Source organism: Brevundimonas sp. UBA5713 (genome assembly GCF_002419815.1).
In the GTDB taxonomy this organism is placed as follows: Bacteria; Pseudomonadota; Alphaproteobacteria; order Caulobacterales; family Caulobacteraceae; genus Brevundimonas.
The window spans coordinates 85,390-101,992 of sequence record NZ_DIGV01000016.1 but is presented as its reverse complement, the minus strand read 5'-3'; the positions used below and the strand labels follow the sequence as shown (position 1 = coordinate 101,992).

The 16,603-nt window shown below is 62.5% G+C and carries 16 protein-coding genes (1 of these 16 cut by a window edge); 12 read left to right on the top strand and 4 right to left on the bottom strand.

Features of this window, described 5'->3' with window-relative positions; all coding sequences use genetic code 11:
- The 7 genes from infB to pnp all read left to right on the top strand — a co-directional run.
- Positions 1-1,410 carry the 3' portion of a translation initiation factor IF-2 gene (gene infB, locus B3B04_RS02810; protein ID WP_422653062.1) on the top strand. Its footprint begins 825 nt before the window's first position, so the window shows 1,410 of its 2,235 coding nt (coding positions 826-2,235); the start codon falls outside the window, past its left edge; the stop codon is at positions 1,408-1,410.
- A 138-nt stretch (positions 1,411-1,548) separates the two neighbouring features.
- The gene (locus tag B3B04_RS02805; RefSeq protein WP_292039649.1) at positions 1,549-2,076 is read left to right on the top strand and encodes a hypothetical protein; all 528 of its coding nucleotides are present in this window, start codon (positions 1,549-1,551) and stop codon (positions 2,074-2,076) included.
- A 2-nt stretch (positions 2,077-2,078) separates the two neighbouring features.
- A complete protein-coding gene (locus B3B04_RS02800; protein ID WP_292039648.1) occupies positions 2,079-2,792 on the top strand; it encodes a DUF2459 domain-containing protein in 714 nt (237 codons plus the stop codon).
- Between the two features lie 96 nt (positions 2,793-2,888).
- The gene (gene rbfA, locus B3B04_RS02795) at positions 2,889-3,341 is read left to right on the top strand and encodes a 30S ribosome-binding factor RbfA (protein ID WP_292039647.1); all 453 of its coding nucleotides are present in this window, start codon (positions 2,889-2,891) and stop codon (positions 3,339-3,341) included.
- Positions 3,341-4,273: a tRNA pseudouridine(55) synthase TruB gene (gene truB / locus B3B04_RS02790; RefSeq protein ID WP_292039644.1), complete on the top strand. Its 933-nt coding sequence runs from the start codon at positions 3,341-3,343 to the stop codon at positions 4,271-4,273. The genes rbfA and truB overlap by 1 nt, the downstream gene beginning before the upstream one ends.
- Before the next feature lie 12 nt (positions 4,274-4,285).
- Positions 4,286-4,555, top strand: coding sequence for a 30S ribosomal protein S15 (rpsO, locus tag B3B04_RS02785; RefSeq protein ID WP_292039642.1), 270 nt, complete (start codon positions 4,286-4,288; stop codon positions 4,553-4,555).
- 259 nt (positions 4,556-4,814) lie between these two features.
- Positions 4,815-7,043 (top strand): polyribonucleotide nucleotidyltransferase, encoded by a 2,229-nt coding sequence (pnp, locus tag B3B04_RS02780; protein ID WP_292039640.1) that lies wholly within the window; start codon positions 4,815-4,817, stop codon positions 7,041-7,043.
- A 264-nt stretch (positions 7,044-7,307) separates the two neighbouring features.
- On the opposite strand, the gene B3B04_RS02775 is transcribed toward pnp, so the two are convergent.
- Together B3B04_RS02775 and rph are read right to left on the bottom strand one after the other, a co-directional pair.
- A complete protein-coding gene (locus B3B04_RS02775) occupies positions 7,308-7,673 on the bottom strand; it encodes a hypothetical protein (protein ID WP_292039637.1) in 366 nt (121 codons plus the stop codon).
- A gap of 118 nt (positions 7,674-7,791) precedes the next feature.
- Positions 7,792-8,511 (bottom strand): ribonuclease PH, encoded by a 720-nt coding sequence (gene rph / locus B3B04_RS02770; RefSeq protein WP_292039635.1) that lies wholly within the window; start codon positions 8,509-8,511, stop codon positions 7,792-7,794.
- A gap of 223 nt (positions 8,512-8,734) precedes the next feature.
- Here rph and hrcA point away from each other — a divergent pair, with 223 nt between their 5' ends.
- A complete protein-coding gene (gene hrcA / locus B3B04_RS02765; protein ID WP_292039633.1) occupies positions 8,735-9,820 on the top strand; it encodes a heat-inducible transcriptional repressor HrcA in 1,086 nt (361 codons plus the stop codon).
- Entirely contained in the window at positions 9,817-10,440 is a 624-nt protein-coding gene (gene grpE / locus B3B04_RS02760) for a nucleotide exchange factor GrpE (RefSeq protein WP_292039630.1), read from the top strand. The genes hrcA and grpE overlap by 4 nt, the downstream gene beginning before the upstream one ends.
- Positions 10,441-10,517: 77 nt before the next feature.
- On the opposite strand, the gene B3B04_RS02755 is transcribed toward grpE, so the two are convergent.
- On the bottom strand, positions 10,518-11,429 hold the full coding sequence (locus B3B04_RS02755; protein ID WP_292039628.1) for a dienelactone hydrolase family protein: 912 nt from the start codon (positions 11,427-11,429) through the stop codon (positions 10,518-10,520).
- An 84-nt stretch (positions 11,430-11,513) separates the two neighbouring features.
- Entirely contained in the window at positions 11,514-12,143 is a 630-nt protein-coding gene (locus tag B3B04_RS02750) for an alpha-ketoglutarate-dependent dioxygenase AlkB (protein WP_292039626.1), read from the bottom strand.
- Between the two features lie 50 nt (positions 12,144-12,193).
- On the opposite strand from B3B04_RS02750, the gene dnaK reads away from it, so the two are divergent.
- The 3 genes from dnaK to dapB all read left to right on the top strand — a co-directional run bounded on the left by dnaK (position 12,194) and on the right by dapB (position 16,596).
- Positions 12,194-14,335 carry a molecular chaperone DnaK gene (gene dnaK / locus B3B04_RS02745; RefSeq protein WP_349679359.1) on the top strand — a complete coding sequence of 714 codons (2,142 nt, stop codon included), beginning with the start codon at positions 12,194-12,196 and terminating at the stop codon, positions 14,333-14,335.
- Positions 14,336-14,638: 303 nt separating this feature from the next.
- Complete coding sequence (gene dnaJ / locus B3B04_RS02740) at positions 14,639-15,850, top strand: molecular chaperone DnaJ (RefSeq protein ID WP_292039624.1); 1,212 nt, start codon at positions 14,639-14,641, stop codon at positions 15,848-15,850.
- Complete coding sequence (gene dapB / locus B3B04_RS02735) at positions 15,847-16,596, top strand: 4-hydroxy-tetrahydrodipicolinate reductase (RefSeq protein ID WP_292039622.1); 750 nt, start codon at positions 15,847-15,849, stop codon at positions 16,594-16,596. The genes dnaJ and dapB overlap by 4 nt, the downstream gene beginning before the upstream one ends.
- The last annotated feature ends 7 nt before the right edge of the window (positions 16,597-16,603 follow it).

Here is a 16,603-nt window from a genome sequence, read left to right as displayed (position 1 = left end):
ATCACCCAGCACATCGGTGCCTATCAGGTTCGTCTGGAAGGCGGTCAACGCATCACCTTCCTCGATACCCCGGGTCACGCCGCCTTCTCGGCCATGCGTGCTCGCGGTGCGACCGTGACCGACATCGTGGTTCTGGTTGTGGCTGCCGACGACGGCGTGATGCCGCAGACGGTTGAAGCGATCCAGCACGCCAAGGCTGCCGGTTCGCCGATCATCGTGGCCGTGAACAAGATCGATAAGCCCGGTGCTGACCCGCAAAAGGTCATCAATGAGCTGCTGCAACACGAAATCGTGGCCGAAGCCTACGGCGGCGACACCATGATCGTGGAGCTGTCGGCCAAGGAACGCACCAACCTGAACGGCCTGACCGACGCCATCCTGCTTCAAGCCGAAGTGATGGACCTGCGCGCTAATCCGGACCGTTCGGCCGAAGGCGTTGTCATCGAAGCCCAGCTCGACAAGGGCCGTGGCGCGGTGGCGACCGTTCTGGTCAAGCGCGGTACGCTGAAGCGTGGCGACATCGTCGTGGCCGGTTCGGCATGGGGCAAGGTTCGCGCCCTGCTGAACGAGCGCAACGAACAGCTTTCCGAAGCCGGTCCGGCCCTGCCGGTCGAAATCCTCGGCCTGTCCGAGGCTCCGACTCCGGGCGACGTGTTCGCTGTGGTGGAATCCGAAGCCCGCGCCCGCGAGCTGGTGGAATACCGTCAGCGCAGCAAGCGCGAGAAGTCTCAGGTGTCGGGCGGCGCTCTGTCACTGGCTGACATGATGGCCAAGCTGGGCTCGAAGAAGATCAGCGAACTGCCGGTTGTCATCAAGTCGGACGTGCAAGGCACCGCCGAAGCGATTTCGGCTTCGCTGGACAAGATGGGCACGGACGAAGTCCGCGCGCGTATCGTGCTGAGCCAAGCGGGTGGTATCACCGAGAGCGACGTGAACCTGGCCAAGTCGGCCGGTGCTCCGATCCTCGGCTTCAACGTCCGTGCTTCCAAGCAGGCACGTGATCTGGCCGAGCGTGAAGGCGTCGAGATCCGCTACTACTCGATCATCTACGACCTGCTGGATGACATTAAGGGCGTGCTGTCGGGCATGCTGGCACCGATCCAACGCGAAACCTTCCTGGGTAACGCCAAGGTGCTGCAAGCCTTCGACATCACCAAGGTTGGCCGTATCGCCGGCTGCCGTGTCACCGAAGGCGTGGTCCGCAAGGGCGCTCGCGTCCGTATCATCCGCGACGACGTGGTGGTGCTGGAACTGGGCGTGCTCAACACCCTCAAGCGCTTCAAGGACGAGGTCAACGAAGTGCCGTCGGGTCAAGAGTGCGGCATGCAGTTCGCCGGCTTCCAGGACATCAAGGAAGGCGACTACATCGAGTGCTTCACCGTGGAAGAGATCAAGCGCACCCTCGACTAGGATGCGATCTGATCCGCACGGCGGACGTTCAGGACAAGAGGCGCGGTTCACACGAACCGCGCCTTTTTCTTTGGCCTTCACCGCTGCAGGCCATCACGCTAGGGTGGTACGACGCGGGGGTGTCGGGAGAGATTGTGTATGCGACGTATGAGGATGGCTTACAGCCTCATGGCTCCGGTGTCGGGTCTGCTGGCTATGGCGTTCGCCTTGCCAGCTGCGGCTGATGTGCGCTTTTATAGCTATGACGCCGCTGACCGCCTGACCCAGTCGCTGACGCGCGGTATTACGCTGGAGGTGGATCGCGGGATGTTTGGCGCGACCGCGCTGCGGGGCCTGTTTTCGACCACGGCGCGGGGCTCGGCCCGTTTTGTGCGCGGAGGCCCGTCACAGGTGCTGGGCCAACTGCCGGAAGGCTCGACCGCCAACCAGATCTACAGCCTCGGCCCGCAAGGTGACGGCCCAGCTCTGGGCCGCGCCCTGTGTCCGGGGGCCGATCAGACCTGGATCATCGCCAGCCGCCTTCGCACCGGTACGCCCACCACATTACACGCGGTCGGACTATGGGCGGACGGCAAGTATCGCCATTGCGCCGCGCTCAGCTATCGCTATCGCGGCGAATGGGCCCAGCCACCGGGTGCCGTCAGCGAACTGCCTGCGGATCGGTAAAGGTGAAAGTCCGTTGGATCACCCTTCTGTCCCTGCTGGCCGTCGCGGCAGGGCTGGCGGGATGGTGGACTGCTGACTGGAAGGGCCGCTTGCCATCAGGCCCAATCAGTCATACCGTCTACTTGCTGGACAACGGCTATCACACGGATCTGGCCGTACCGCGCGCCTTGATGCTGGCCAAGGATGATGCCTTGGCGGAAGCCGTCAGGCAGACCTCGACACGCAGCGGGCAGGGGGAATGGGTCCTGATAGGCTGGGGTGATCAGACCTTTTACCAGTCCCGCGAACCTATCCGAGATCGCCTGCTGGACGGTGCTCGGGCGCTGTTTTCCCCGGGCGGCTCAGCGGCTGTGCTGCAACTGATTGCGATTGACCGCACGCCTGTGCAGATGTGGGGCGACGAAGCCTATGCCGCCCCGCTGACCGATGAGGGGGCCTTGGCTCTACGCGCACGTATTGCCCGATCCGTCGCCGTATCACCCGAAGGCCAACCGATACTGACCGGCCATCGGGATGCCTATACCCCTGAAGACACCCGATATTTCGCCAGCCGCGAACGGTTCTCGGTGTTCAAGCTTTGCAATCACTGGATGGCGGCGGTGCTGCACGCAGGCGGGCTGGATATGCCTGTCGGTCGCGCGCTTTTGTCGTCCGAAGTGGCCCGGTCTGTCCGACAGTTACCTCCAAGGTCTGACCCTTCGTCCCAAGGGGTCTAACTGGACTTGCGCGCTCAAGATGACTAGACCGCCCCCTTCGCGTTGGTCAGCCGGCGTCCGATCCCCGGCGGCGCGAAGATGAAGGAGGCAGGTCCCATGGCCCGCAAACAACACACCCGCAACGCCACCGGCCCGCAAGGCCCCAGCCAGCGCCAGCTGCGCGCAGGCGAGCTGATCCGTCACGCGCTGGTCGATGTGCTGCGTGAAAACGAAATCCACGACGAAGTCCTGACCGGCGTCTCGCTGACCGTCACCGAAGTGCGCATGAGCCCCGATCTGCGCCACGCTACGGTCTTTGTCGAACCGCTGGGCGCAGGCGTCACGACCGCTGACACCAATGGCCTCGAAGACGACGTCGAAAAGGCGCTGAACGAACACGCCAAATTCGTGCGCGGCCTGCTGGGTCGCCGCATCGATATGAAATACACGCCTGAACTTCGCTTCTTGCACGACAAGAGCTTCAATGCCGCGCACGCCATGGACCAGTTGTTCAGCGATCCGCGCATTCAGGCCGACCTGCAACGCAAAGACGAGCCGCAGGAAGACTGATGGCGCGTCGCAAGAAGGGCGATATCGTCAACGGCTGGGTCTGTCTGGATAAGCCTTACGAAATGGGCTCGACCGAGGCGGTGACCAAGGTACGCCGCCTGTTCAATGCGCAAAAGGCAGGTCATGCCGGTACGCTCGACCCACTAGCCTCGGGCATTCTGCCGATCGCGCTGGGCGAGGCGACCAAGACTGTGCCCTTTATGATGGAGGCGCAGAAAATTTATCGCTTCGTCATCCACTGGGGCATTTCAACCGACAGCATCGACCGTGAAGGCCAGGTGATTGGTCGCTCGGACGTGCGCCCCAGTGTGGACGCGGTGGAAGCTGCCCTGCCTCAGTTCGTCGGCGACATCGATCAGGTGCCTCCTGCCTTCTCGGCGATCCGCGTCAATGGCGAACGCGCCTATGATCTGGCCCGCGAAGGTGTTGAAGTTGAACTGCAATCGCGTCGTGTCACCATCCACGAGGCGGCGGTGACGAATGCGCCGGATGAAGACCATGTCGAAATCACCATGCGCACGGGCAAGGGCGTTTATGTCCGCTCGCTGGCGCGCGATCTTGCCTCGGTACTGGGGGCAGAGGGGCACGTTTCGGTCCTGAGACGCGAAATGGTGGGGCCGTTCAACGTGCAGAACGCCGTCACACTGGATTTTCTCGAGGATTTGGCGCATAAGGGCAGCGCCTCGGATGGCTTACTGCCCGTCTCGACCGCTCTGGACGACATCCCGGATTTGGCCGTGACGGAACAGGACGCCTTCTCTTTGAGGCAGGGACGACCCATTGTTTTGCTTCCCCGACAGGTTGAGCAGCTTGAGGCCCGGCTAAACACCGGATCGCAACTGGTCTCGGCTTTCGAGGGCGAAACACTGGTGGCGCTCTGCAGTCTCAAGGCCGGTCGATTAGAACCCGACCGCGTTTTTAACCTCCCTTAATGGAGTTACACGATGTCGATTACTGCTGCCCGCAAGGCTGAGGTCATCGCTGAAAACGCTCGCTCGCAAGGCGACACCGGTTCGGCCGAAGTGCAAGTTGCAATCCTCTCGGAGCGCATTGCCAACCTGACCGAGCACTTCAAGACCCACAAAAAAGACAACCACTCGCGTCGCGGCCTGCTGAAGCTGGTCTCGCAGCGTCGTCGTCTGCTCGACCACCTGAACAAGGTGGACAGCGCCCGTTACCAGGCGCTGATCGCCAAGCTGGGCCTGCGTCGTTAAGGCGCCCCGGTTGCAGATCGGATAAGATCCACGAGGCGCGGACGGTCACGTCCGCGCCTCGTTCTGCACCTAGTATCTAGTTTCCCGAGCGCCGCGGGACGTCACGGCGCAACCACGCGAGGGCCGAGAGAAAAGGGTCCTCATTCACCGATCTGGAGGCAAGTCGTGCCCTCAGGTTTTCGGGGACCGAAGGACTGAACGGCCTGAAGCTCCGCACACCCCCGACGGGAATACGCCCGCGGGAGACGAAAGAAGAAGAATGTTCGATATCAAACGCAAGACGATCGAGTGGGCGGGTCGCCCGCTGACGCTGGAAACCGGTCGCATCGCCCGTCAGGCTGACGGCGCTGTGCTGGCCACCTACGGCGAGACCGTGGTTCTGGCCACCGTCGTCTATGGTCGTGCACCGAAGCCGGGAATGGATTTCTTCCCGCTGACCGTGAACTACCAAGAAAAGACTTTCGCAGCCGGCAAGATCCCGGGTGGCTACTTCAAGCGTGAAGGCCGTCCGACCGAGAAGGAGACGCTGGTTTCGCGTCTGATCGACCGTCCGATCCGCCCGCTGTTCGTCAAGGGCTTCAAGAACGAGACGCAAGTCATCGTCACCGTTCTGCAGCACGATCTGGAAAATGATCCGGACATCCTGGGTATGGTCGCCGCTTCGGCTGCCCTGACCATCTCGGGCGTTCCGTTCATGGGTCCGATCGGTGCCGCGCGCGTCGGTCTGATCGACGGCGAGCTGGTGCTGAACCCGACCATCGAGCAAGTCGAGACATCGGATCTGGATCTGGTCGTCGCCGGTACGGCCGACGCCCTGATGATGGTTGAATCGGAAGCCAAGGAGCTCTCCGAAGAGAAAATGCTCGAGGCTCTGATGTTCGCTCATGCGGGCATGCAGCCGGTGATCGACGCCATCATCGAACTGGCCGAGCACGCTGCCAAGGAGCCGTTCGACTTCCAGGCCGAAGACCATTCGGACGTTGTCGCTTCGATCAAGGCTCTGGTCGGCGAAGAGATCAAGGCGGCCTACGCCCATCCGGGCAAGTACGACCGTCGCTCGGGCGTTGAAGCCGCCAAGAAGAAGGCTGCCGAAGCCCTCGTGAAGACCGAAGAGAACCCGGACGGCGTTGACTCGTCGAAGTTCTCGGCGGCCTTCAAGGAATGTGAAGCGGACGTCTTGCGTCGCGACATCATCGAAAACGCCCACCGCGTTGACGGTCGTGCGCTCGACAAGGTCCGCGCTATCGTGTCGGAAGTCGGCGTCCTGCCGCGCACCCACGGTTCGGCCCTGTTCACCCGCGGTGAAACCCAGGCTCTGGTCGTTGCAACGCTGGGTACCGGTGAGGACGAGCAGTACATCGACAGCCTGACCGGCACCTACAAGGAAAACTTCCTGCTGCACTACAACTTCCCGCCGTACTCGGTCGGTGAAGCTGGCCGCATGGGTTCGCCGGGTCGCCGCGAAATCGGTCACGGCAAGCTGGCATGGCGCGCCATCCGTCCGATGCTGCCGGCCAAGGAAGACTTCCCGTACACCATCCGTCTGGTGTCGGAGATCACCGAGTCGAATGGCTCGTCCTCGATGGCAACCGTTTGCGGTTCGTCGCTGGCTCTGATGGACGCCGGTGTTCCGCTGATCCGTCCGGTGTCGGGTATCGCCATGGGTCTGATCCTGGAGCCGTCGGGCGAGTTCGCCATTCTGTCGGACATCCTGGGTGACGAAGACCACCTCGGCGACATGGACTTCAAGGTGGCCGGTACGTCGGAAGGCATCACCAGCCTTCAGATGGACATCAAGGTCGCCGGCATCACCAAGGAGATCATGGAGCAGGCTCTGAGCCAGGCTTCGGCAGGCCGTCTGCACATCCTGGGTGAAATGGCCAAGGCCATGGACGCACCGCGTACCGAGCTGGGCGAGTTCGCTCCGAAGATCGAGTCGATCAAGATCGCTGTCGACAAGATCCGCGAAGTCATCGGTTCGGGCGGCAAGGTCATCCGCGAGATCGTGGAAAAGACCGGTGCCAAGATCGACATCGCCGACGACGGCACGATCAAGATCGCTGCCAACGAGCAAGAAAAGATCGACGCGGCGCGCGACTGGATCAACTCCATCGCCGCCGAGCCGGAAGTGGGCACCATCTACACCGGCAAGGTTGTGAAGGTTGTCGACTTCGGCGCGTTCGTGAACTTCTTCGGTGCCCGTGACGGTCTGGTTCACGTGTCGCAAATGGCTCTGGAACGCGTGGCCAACCCGGCTGACGTTGTTTCGGAAGGCCAAGAGGTCAAGGTCAAATTCCTGGGCTTCGACGATCGCGGCAAGACCAAGCTGTCGATGAAGGTTGTTGATCAAACCACGGGTGAAGACCTGACGGACAAGATCAACGCCGAGCGCGCCGAGCGTGGCGAAGCCCCGCTGTCGGAAGACACCGGTGGCCGTCCGAAGCGCGAAGGTGGTGACCGTGGTGGTCGTCGCCCGCGTCGCGACTAAGACTTTCTAAGTCACAAAGAGAAAACCCGTCGGACATTCGTCCGGCGGGTTTTTTCTTTGTTGTGACAGAAGGCGAAGTCTCCTGTCAGGCGCTATCGCTCGCTTCGCGGGAGCTCGCTACTTGAGCGCATATTAGGGCGCTATCGCTCGCTTCGCGGGAGCTCGCTACTTGAGCGCATATTAGGGCGCTATCGCTCGCTCCACGGGAGCTCGCTACTTGAGCGCATGATTGGGCACCATCGCTCGCTCTACTGGAGGTCGCGTTTAAGCGGCGCATTCTGCGGGCTTGGTGCCATCGGCGGGCCAGCTGTCGCAGTTGCGCGTGATCTCGTTTTCCATCATCGCGCAGGGGTTCTGAACATTACATGGCGGGCGCGTGGCACCGCTGACAGCGAGACAACGCTCGACCAGACGATCGGCGGCCACCTTGCCGCGTTCGCTCAGACACGATTGGGGGCTATCGGCTACGGCAGCCGATGCGGTCGGTGCCACGGGCGGCGCCGGCGTTTCGGGCGCGGCAATGGCTGGACTTTCCGGTGCAGACTGCGGTGGCGTGCCTTCATTGCTGCAGGCGGCCAATGGCAGGACCATCAACGACAGACCGGCCATGAGGGTCGTCTTGATAAACATGGAGTGTCCTTTCCCTTCCTTGATTATGGAATGGGAAGCCTCAGGCCGCGTTACTGTTCATTTTTGTGAGCCACAAAATGAAAAAGGGCGGAGATGTCTCTCCGCCCCTTGATGGTTTTTATGCCTCCTCGACGGCCTCTTTCTGCAAGGCAAACAGCTCGGTGCAGCCCTTTTCAGCCAAGGCGAACAACTGGTCGAACTCGGCGCGGCTGAAGCCACGCTTTTCGCCGGTGGCTTGAATCTCGACGATATTGCCATCGCCAGTCAGCACATAGTTGCTGTCGGCCTCGGCGGTGGAATCCTCGTCGTAATCGAGGTCCAGCACGGCCACGTCATTGTAGATGCCGCACGACACCGCCGCGACTTGGTCAAGGATGGGGCTCTTGGTCAGGGTGCCGGCCTCGACCATCTTTTTGAAGGCGATGGCCATGGCCACCCACGCGCCGGTGATCGAGGCGGTACGGGTGCCGCCATCGGCCTGAATGACGTCACAGTCCACGACCACCTGACGCTCGCCTAGAGCTTCCAGATCGACCACGGCGCGCAAGGAGCGACCGATCAGGCGCTGGATTTCCTGTGTGCGGCCCGACTGTTTGCCCGCAGCGGCTTCACGGCGGCCACGGGTGTGTGTCGCGCGCGGCAGCATGCCGTATTCAGCGGTCACCCAGCCTTTGCCGGTGTTGCGCATCCAGCCGGGCACCTTTTCCTCGACGGAGGCGGTGACCAGCACCTTGGTATGGCCAAAGCTGACCATGCACGAACCTTCGGCATAGCGGGTCACACCCGTTTCCAGCGTGACAGTGCGGAGTTGGTCGGGGGTGCGGTTGGAGGGGCGCATAGGGTATCCTTGGAAACAGCTTCAGCGGTGCTTATCTCGAAACCGGCAGCCTGTCCCCCCTTTCCACGCTCCGACAGTTGTCAGGGCTTGATGGACCGAGGCGGGTGACCCACAGCTATGTTTGAGGTGTGGGCTTTATCCCTGCGGGGTGCAGGCTATTTGATAGAGAAGATCGCCTTGGCCGTGCTGGACGGCAAGGCATGGCTGGAACGGAGGAGGATTTATGAGTTTGATCCATCCGACACCGGGTCTGTCCACGCTGGATGCGCGGGCCCGCGATATTTTCCGGCGTGTGGTCGAAACCTATCTGGAAACGGGTGAGCCGGTCGGCTCCCACACCATCCAGCGCGGCGGGGTGACCCTGTCGTCCGCTTCGATCCGCAATACCATGCAGCAGCTCACCCAGGCGGGTCTGCTGCTGTCACCCCATACGTCGGCAGGGCGTGCGCCCACCCATGCGGGTTTGCGCCTGTTTGTTGACGGCCTGATGGAGGTCGGGGACATCGGGCTGGAAGAGCGCCGCGAGATCGACGCCCGTCTGGGTGATGTCGCGCACAAGGGCCGCTCCAACAATGTCGAAGAAGCGCTGGAAGCGGCCTCGGCCCTGTTGTCGGGTTTGGCGGGCGGGGCAGGGATCGTTGCCACCCCGATCAGCGAGTCAGGCGTTCGCCACGTCGAGTTTGTGAAGCTGGCACAAGATCAGGCGCTGGCGGTTCTGGTGGCCGAGGACGGCACGATTGAAAACCGCCTGATGCCGCTCAGCGCAGGGGTGACCCCTTCTGTACTCCAAGAAGCCTCCAACTTCCTTAGCCAGCGCCTGAAAGGCCGCCCGTTGGCCGATGCGCGTCAGGAAATGAAGGCCGAGGTCGAGGTGGCCCGCCGCGAGCTGGATGCTGCGGCAGCGCGTCTGGTCGAGCAGGGGCTGGCCGCCTGGACAGGGCAGGGCGAACGTGACCGCAGCCTGATCGTGCGCGGCCGCGCCAATCTGCTGCAGGACAACAGCGCCGCCGAAGACATCGAGCGGGTCAAGGTGCTGTTCGATGATCTGGAGCAGAAGGAACAGCTGATCGGCCTGCTGGACGATGTTGGTGCGGCACAGGGGGTGCGCATCTATATCGGCGCAGAAACCAGACTATTTTCGCTTTCGGGTTCCGCAGTGATTGCGGCTCCCTATATGTCGGGCAGACAGCGTGTCCTTGGCGCGATTGGCGTGATAGGACCCGCCCGATTGAACTATGCCCGTGTCATCCCGTTGGTGGACTATACCGCCCGGGTGCTGGGCCGGATTCTGGACGGACAGGAAACGTGACGGACCATAACGAAGAGACCCGGGATCAACTCGAGCAAGACCTCCAAGAGTCGATCGATACCCCCGAGACGGAACAGGACGACGACGGCCTTGATGCGCTGGACGCCCTGATCGCCGAGCGCGACCAGTGGCGCGACCGCGCCCTGCGCGCCGCCGCCGAGGCTGAAAACACCAAGCGCCGCAGCGAGACCCAGCTGAACGATGCGCGTGCCTATGCCATTCAGCGCTTCTCCAAGGATCTGCTGGGCGTGGCCGACAGCCTTGAACGCGCTCTGCAAGCGGCGCCCAAGGATTCCGAAGGCGCAACCGCCAGCCTGGTGACCGGCCTTGAGCTGGTGCAAAAATCGCTGCTGTCGGCTTTCGAGGCCAATGGTCTGAAGAAGGTCGCGCCGGAAGCGGGCGATGTCTTCGATCCGAACCTGCATCAAGCCATGATGGAGCAGCCGTCCGAGACGGTGCAGGGCGGCAAGGTCATCCAGACCCTGCAACCGGGCTATGCCCTGTTTGACCGGACCGTGCGTGCCGCCATGGTTGTCGTCGCCGCCAAGGGTTCGGGTGCGGCTGCCGGTGGCTATGGTGCCGATGCCGAAGTGGGCAAGAACCTCGACGAAAAGGCCTAATCGGTTTTAGCGTCGGAGAAAACAAAGCCCGCCGATCTGTCCGGATCGGCGGGCTTTTGCATTATTGGCCCTTGGCGTTAGCTGCCTTTCACGAAGGTGGCGAAATGGACGAACATACGCTGTTCGGCCTCGGCTGCGGCGGCGGGGTTGTACATGGGGCGATAGTCGGCATGGAAGCCATGCTGTGCCCCTTCATAAAGGGTAATGTGGCTGTCGGTTTTGCCCGCCTCTCCCAGCGCCTTGTTCATGGCGGCGACTGTATCGTTGGGAATACCGCTGTCTTGATCGCCATAAAGGCCGATGACGGGGGCACCCAGTTCGCTGGCCAGATCGATCGGCCACGGCTTGCCGGCCTCGATCTGCTCGGGCGTGGCATTGGCAGCAGGCGACAGGCGGCCATACCACGCCACGCCGGCCTTGAGTTGCTGCGGGAAGCGCGCCACGGCCTGCCACACCACCTTGCCGCCCCAGCAAAAGCCGGTAATCCCCGCGCGGCTGGCGTCTGCAAACGGCTGGGCCTCGGCCCAGGCCAGCGCACCGGCCACATCGCCCATCACCTGCTCGTATCCGGCCTGATTGACGATAGCGATCACCTGCTGGAAGTCGCTCAGAGGGGCCGGATCGGCCACTCGCACGAAAAAGGCCGGCGCAATGGCCACATAGCCCTGATGGGCCAGACGGCGGGCGACGTCGCGGATATATTCGTGCACGCCGAAGATCTCGGACACGACGATGACCACAGGATGCGGCCCATCGCCTTGTGGCCGCGCCACATAGGCGGGCAGTTCAAACCTGCCCGATGCCGGATAGGTAATCTCGGCCTCGATCAGGCCGTCGGTCGATGTGCGCACCGGCGTTGCTGATTGGGCGAAGGCGGCGGGAGCATAGGCGGCGAACATGGCCCCGCCAGCGGCTACCACGCCCAATCCGCGTCGGGTGGGCGCGATCTGGTCGGGTGTGCGGCCTTCGGGCGTCGTCAGAATGGTCATCGGCGTGTCCTGCTGCGGGTGAAGTGCCGATGAAAAGGCCACGCTGGCCGAATGTCAAAACGCAGTTTTGTCAAACTGTGCGATCTAGAGTGCCTTGCGCAGCGTCAGATTAATGCGCCCGCCCTGAGGCACCAAGGTCGATGATCCGACCAGCAGGCGATCAATACCGTGCCGTGCCAGTCTCGCTGGCCCTGTCAGGGCGCACACATCGCCGGACGCCAGTTTGACGGACCTCGTGCCGCCACCCTCGGCCGGACCAAAGCGGAACACCGCCGTGTCGCCTAAAGAGATCGACAGCACCGGCGCGCCCAGATCGGCCTCGTCCTTGTCTTGATGCAGACCCATGCGGGCGGTGTCATGATATAGGTTTACCAGACAGGCATCGGGCGGTTCGGGCCATCCGGTCAGGTCGCGCCACAGATCCAGCAATAACGGCGGGATGTCCGGCCACGGTTGGTGCATCACCGGATGGGTGCGCTGATAGCGATAGCCCTGTTTGTCCGACACCCAGCCCAGCGGGCCGAAATTGGTCATCCGTACCGAAAAGGGCCGTCCACCGGGTGTGGCAGGCTGATAGAAAGGGGCGCGGGCCACGCGCGTCTGAACATCGTGGAGCAAGGCCTTCTGGGTGTCGGTGTCCAAAAGCCCCGGCCACAGACGAAAGCCGTCCAGTCCGGTGTCCGTTTCGGTCCAGGGCTTTGCGGGATAGGCCATGGAGTCCAGATAGGCACGAATGCCACTACGGTCGAGCTTTGCAGTAAGGATTGCAAAAAACTCTCGTTGGGAGCCGCATATGGCGTTTCAAGCCCTTGCAGGGACGAGGGACTTTCCCATATCCGGAGCCAAGCGGTGATAACCCCAAATGTGATGGGGGTTTGAACCGAAACAATTTCTGCCGATCCGGCTTGCCGGGGAGGCGTCTCAAGCCCAACTGGGGGCGGTCAAGCGCGGCGCTTTTCAAGGCCGCCGCATCGCCCGCCGCAAGGAGTGAAAAAGACAAGGCCATGGCCAAGATTATCGGCATCGACCTCGGTACCACCAACTCGTGCGTCGCCGTCATGGACGGCACCAACCCCAAGGTGATCGAAAACGCCGAGGGCGCTCGCACCACCCCGTCGGTGGTCGCCATCCAAGACGGTGGTGAAGTTCTGGTGGGTCAGCCCGCAAAGCGTCAGGCTGTCACCAATCCGGCCAACACCTTCTTCGCCATCAAGCGCCTGATCGGCCGCACCTTTGGCGATCCGGTTGTGGCCAAGGACAAAGACATGGTTCCCTTCGAAATCTCGAAGGGCCCGAACGGCGACGCCTGGGTCAAGGCCCACGGCAAGGACTACTCGCCGCAACAGATTTCGGCCTTCACCCTCACCAAGATGAAGGAAGCGGCCGAGGCCTATCTGGGTGAAACCGTCACCCAGGCCGTCATCACGGTTCCGGCCTACTTCAACGACGCCCAGCGTCAGGCCACCAAGGACGCCGGCAAGATCGCCGGCCTCGAAGTCCTGCGCATCATCAACGAGCCGACCGCTGCCGCTCTGGCCTATGGTCTGGACAAGAACGACGGTCAGAAGATCGCCGTTTACGACCTCGGCGGTGGTACCTTCGACGTCTCGATCCTCGAGATCGGCGATGGCGTGTTCGAAGTGAAGTCGACCAACGGCGACACCTTCCTTGGCGGTGAAGACTTCGACATGCGTCTGGTCGACTACCTGGCCGACGAGTTCAAGAAGGAGCAGGGCGTTGACCTGCGTTCGGACAAACTCGCCCTTCAGCGCCTGAAGGAAGAGGCTGAAAAGGCCAAGAAGGAACTGTCCTCGACCACCCAGTACGAGGTCAACCTGCCGTTCATCACCATGAACGCCTCGGGCCCGCTGCACCTGAACATCAAGCTGTCGCGCGCCAAGCTGGAAGCTTTGGTCGAAGACCTGATCGCCCGCACCATCGAGCCGTGCAAGAAGGCTCTGGCCGACGCCGGTTTGAAGGCTTCGGACATCGACGAAGTGGTGCTGGTCGGTGGTATGACCCGCATGCCTGCGGTTCAGGAAGCCGTGAAGAAATACTTCGGCAAGGAGCCGCACAAGGGTGTGAACCCTGACGAAGTCGTGGCTCTGGGCGCTGCTGTTCAGGCTGGCGTTCTGCAAGGCGACGTCAAGGACGTGCTGCTGCTGGACGTGACCCCGCTGACCCTGGGTATCGAGACCCTGGGCGGTGTGTTCACCCCGCTGATCGAGCGCAACACCACCATCCCGACCAAGAAGGCTCAGGTCTTCTCGACCGCCGAGGACAACCAGTCGGCTGTGACCATCCGCGTGTTCCAAGGCGAGCGTCCGATGGCTGCGGACAACAAGATCCTGGGTCAGTTCGACCTGATGGGTATTCCGCCGGCACCGCGCGGCATGCCGCAGATCGAGGTGGCCTTCGATATCGACGCCAACGGCATCGTGCACGTGACCGCCAAGGACAAGGCGACCAACAAGGAGCACTCGATCCGTATTCAGGCCAACGGTGGCCTGTCGGATGCGGATATCGAGAACATGGTCAAGGAAGCCGAAGCCAATGCGGCCGCTGACAAGGCCCGCAAGGAACTGGTCGAAGCCGTCAACTCGGCAGATGCCCTGATCCACTCGACCGAGAAGGCTCTGGCCGAACACGGCGATAAGGTTGGCGAAGCTGAAAAGACCGCCATCCAGACCGCCATCGACGACCTGAAGACGGCCAAGGACGGCACCGATCCGGAAGCTATCCGCGAAAAGACCAACACCCTGGCCCAAGCCTCGATGAAGCTGGGTGAAGCCATGTATGCCGCCCAACAAGGCGGTGACGCTGGCACCGCCGAGCAACCGGCGGAAGAGGGTGTGGTCGATGCCGAGTTCGAGGAAGTCTCGGACGACGCCGACAAGAAGTCCTGATCCTTCGGGGCTAAATCCTGAGATGGCCCCGCTTGCCACATGGTAGGCGGGGTCTTTCTTAAGTCGTCCTACCGCCCTTCGGGCGACTTGAGGGCGGCTTTGTTCAGTTGTCCTACCGCCCTATCGGGCTATTTGAGGACAGTTTAGTTCAGTTGTTCTGCGGGCCGTCGGCCTGATCTCGAGACAGCTTTAAACTTGCATCATTCGATCCCGCACCCAATCTCTGCTGGATCAATCCGCATCCTGAAGGCCTGACACAGACGGGCTACAGAGCGGCGGGGAAGGTAAGAGGACGAACGCCTGATGGCGCAGCGTGACTATTACGAAATCCTGGGCGTAGAGCGGACGATTGACGCCGCCGGCCTCAAGAGTGCGTATCGCAAACTGGCGATGCAGCATCACCCGGACCGTAACGGCGGGTCCGAAGAGTCTGTCGCCAAATTCAAGGAAATTTCGGAAGCCTATTCGGTCCTTTCCGACGAGCAGAAACGCGCGGCCTATGACCGCTATGGCCACGCGGGCGTCAATGGCGGCGCAGGTGGCGGCGGCAATCCGTTCGGTCAGGGCGGTGCCGGCTTCCACGACATCAACGACATCTTCAGCCAGGTCTTCGGCGATGCCTTTGGCGACGCCTTCGGCATGGGCGGGCGCGGTGGCCGTGGCAACCACGGCCCGCGCCGTGGCTCGGACCTGCGCTATGACATGGAGATCACCCTCGAGCAGGCCTATCAGGGCTCCGAGGTCGAGATCGCCATCCCCACCATGATGACCTGCGAGCCGTGCGACGGCTCGGGGGCCAAGGCTGGTACCAAGCCGACCATCTGCACCACCTGTGGCGGTGCCGGTCGCGTGCGTCAGGCCAATGGCTTCTTCCAGGTCGAGCGCACCTGTCCGCACTGCGGCGGCTCGGGCGAGATGATTTCCGACCCGTGCCCGGACTGCCGTGGCCAAGGTCAGGTCCGCAAGACCCGTCGTCTGTCGCTCAAGATCCCTGCGGGCGTCGATGACGGCTCGCGTATCCGACTGACGGGCGAGGGCGAGGCCGGTCAGCGCGGTGGCCCGCGCGGCGACCTCTATGTCTTCCTGTCGGTCAAACCCCACGAACTGTTCGAGCGCGACAACCTCGACCTGCTGGTCACCGTACCGGTGCCGATGATTGTCGCAGCGCTAGGTGGTGTGGTCGAAGCGCCCTGTCTGGTGTCCACCGCTTGCGACGGTGCCTGCCGTCAATCGGTCGAGGTGCCCGCAGGTTCCCAGACCGGCAAGACCGTGCGCATCAAGGGCAAGGGCATGCCCCACCTGAACGGTCGCACGCGCGGCGATCTGGTGGTGGAACTGTTTGTCGAGACCCCCACCGATCTGACCGCCCGCCAGAAGGAACTTCTGGAAGAGCTGGCCGCTTCCTTGGGCGAAAAGCAGACGCCGCGTAACACCAGCTTTGCTGGCAAGGCCAAGCGTTTCTGGGCGGACATTATGGGCGGGGACGCCGACAATTCGAAAGAAGACGCTGCGTGAGTGATTTCTTCCACGCCGGTATTTCCGGTGCCCGGGGCCGCATGGGCCGTGCTGTGTCCAAGGTGCTGGATGATCGGGCCGATGTTGTGGTGGCGGCCCGTTTCGACCGTGGAGAAACGGTCGATCTGTCGATTTGCGATGTGATCATCGACTTCTCGACGCCCGAAGCCTCTGTGGCTTTGGCACAGGCCTGCGCCGAGGCGGGCGGTCCGGCATTGGTCATCGGCTCCACCGGCTTTACCGATGAACAGGAAGCCGCGATCGAGGCCGCTGCCGAAAAGGTCGCCATCGTCAAAAGCGGCAACTTCTCGCTCGGCGTGAACATGCTGATCGGTCTGGTCCGCAATGCCGCCCAGCGTCTGAACGCCAAGGACTGGGACATCGAGATCACCGAGGCCCATCACCGCCGCAAGGTCGACAGCCCGTCGGGCACCGCCCTGATGCTGGGCGATGCTGCTGCCGATGGTCGCCGCGTTGATCTGGCCGAAGTGCGCACCGCCCCTTACGATGGCGTGCAGGGCCCGCGCGAAGAAGGCAAGATCGGCTTCTCCGTCATTCGTGGCGGTGGCATCATCGGCGAGCATTCGGTGATGTTTGCGTCGGACGACGAAGTGCTGACCCTGTCGCACTCGGCCATCGACCGCAGCCTGTTTGCCAAGGGGGCCGTGGCCGCCGCAGCATGGGTGCGCACCCGCCCGGCCGGACTTTACGACATGCAGGACGTTCTGGGTTTCCGTCAGGCCTGATTAGGCC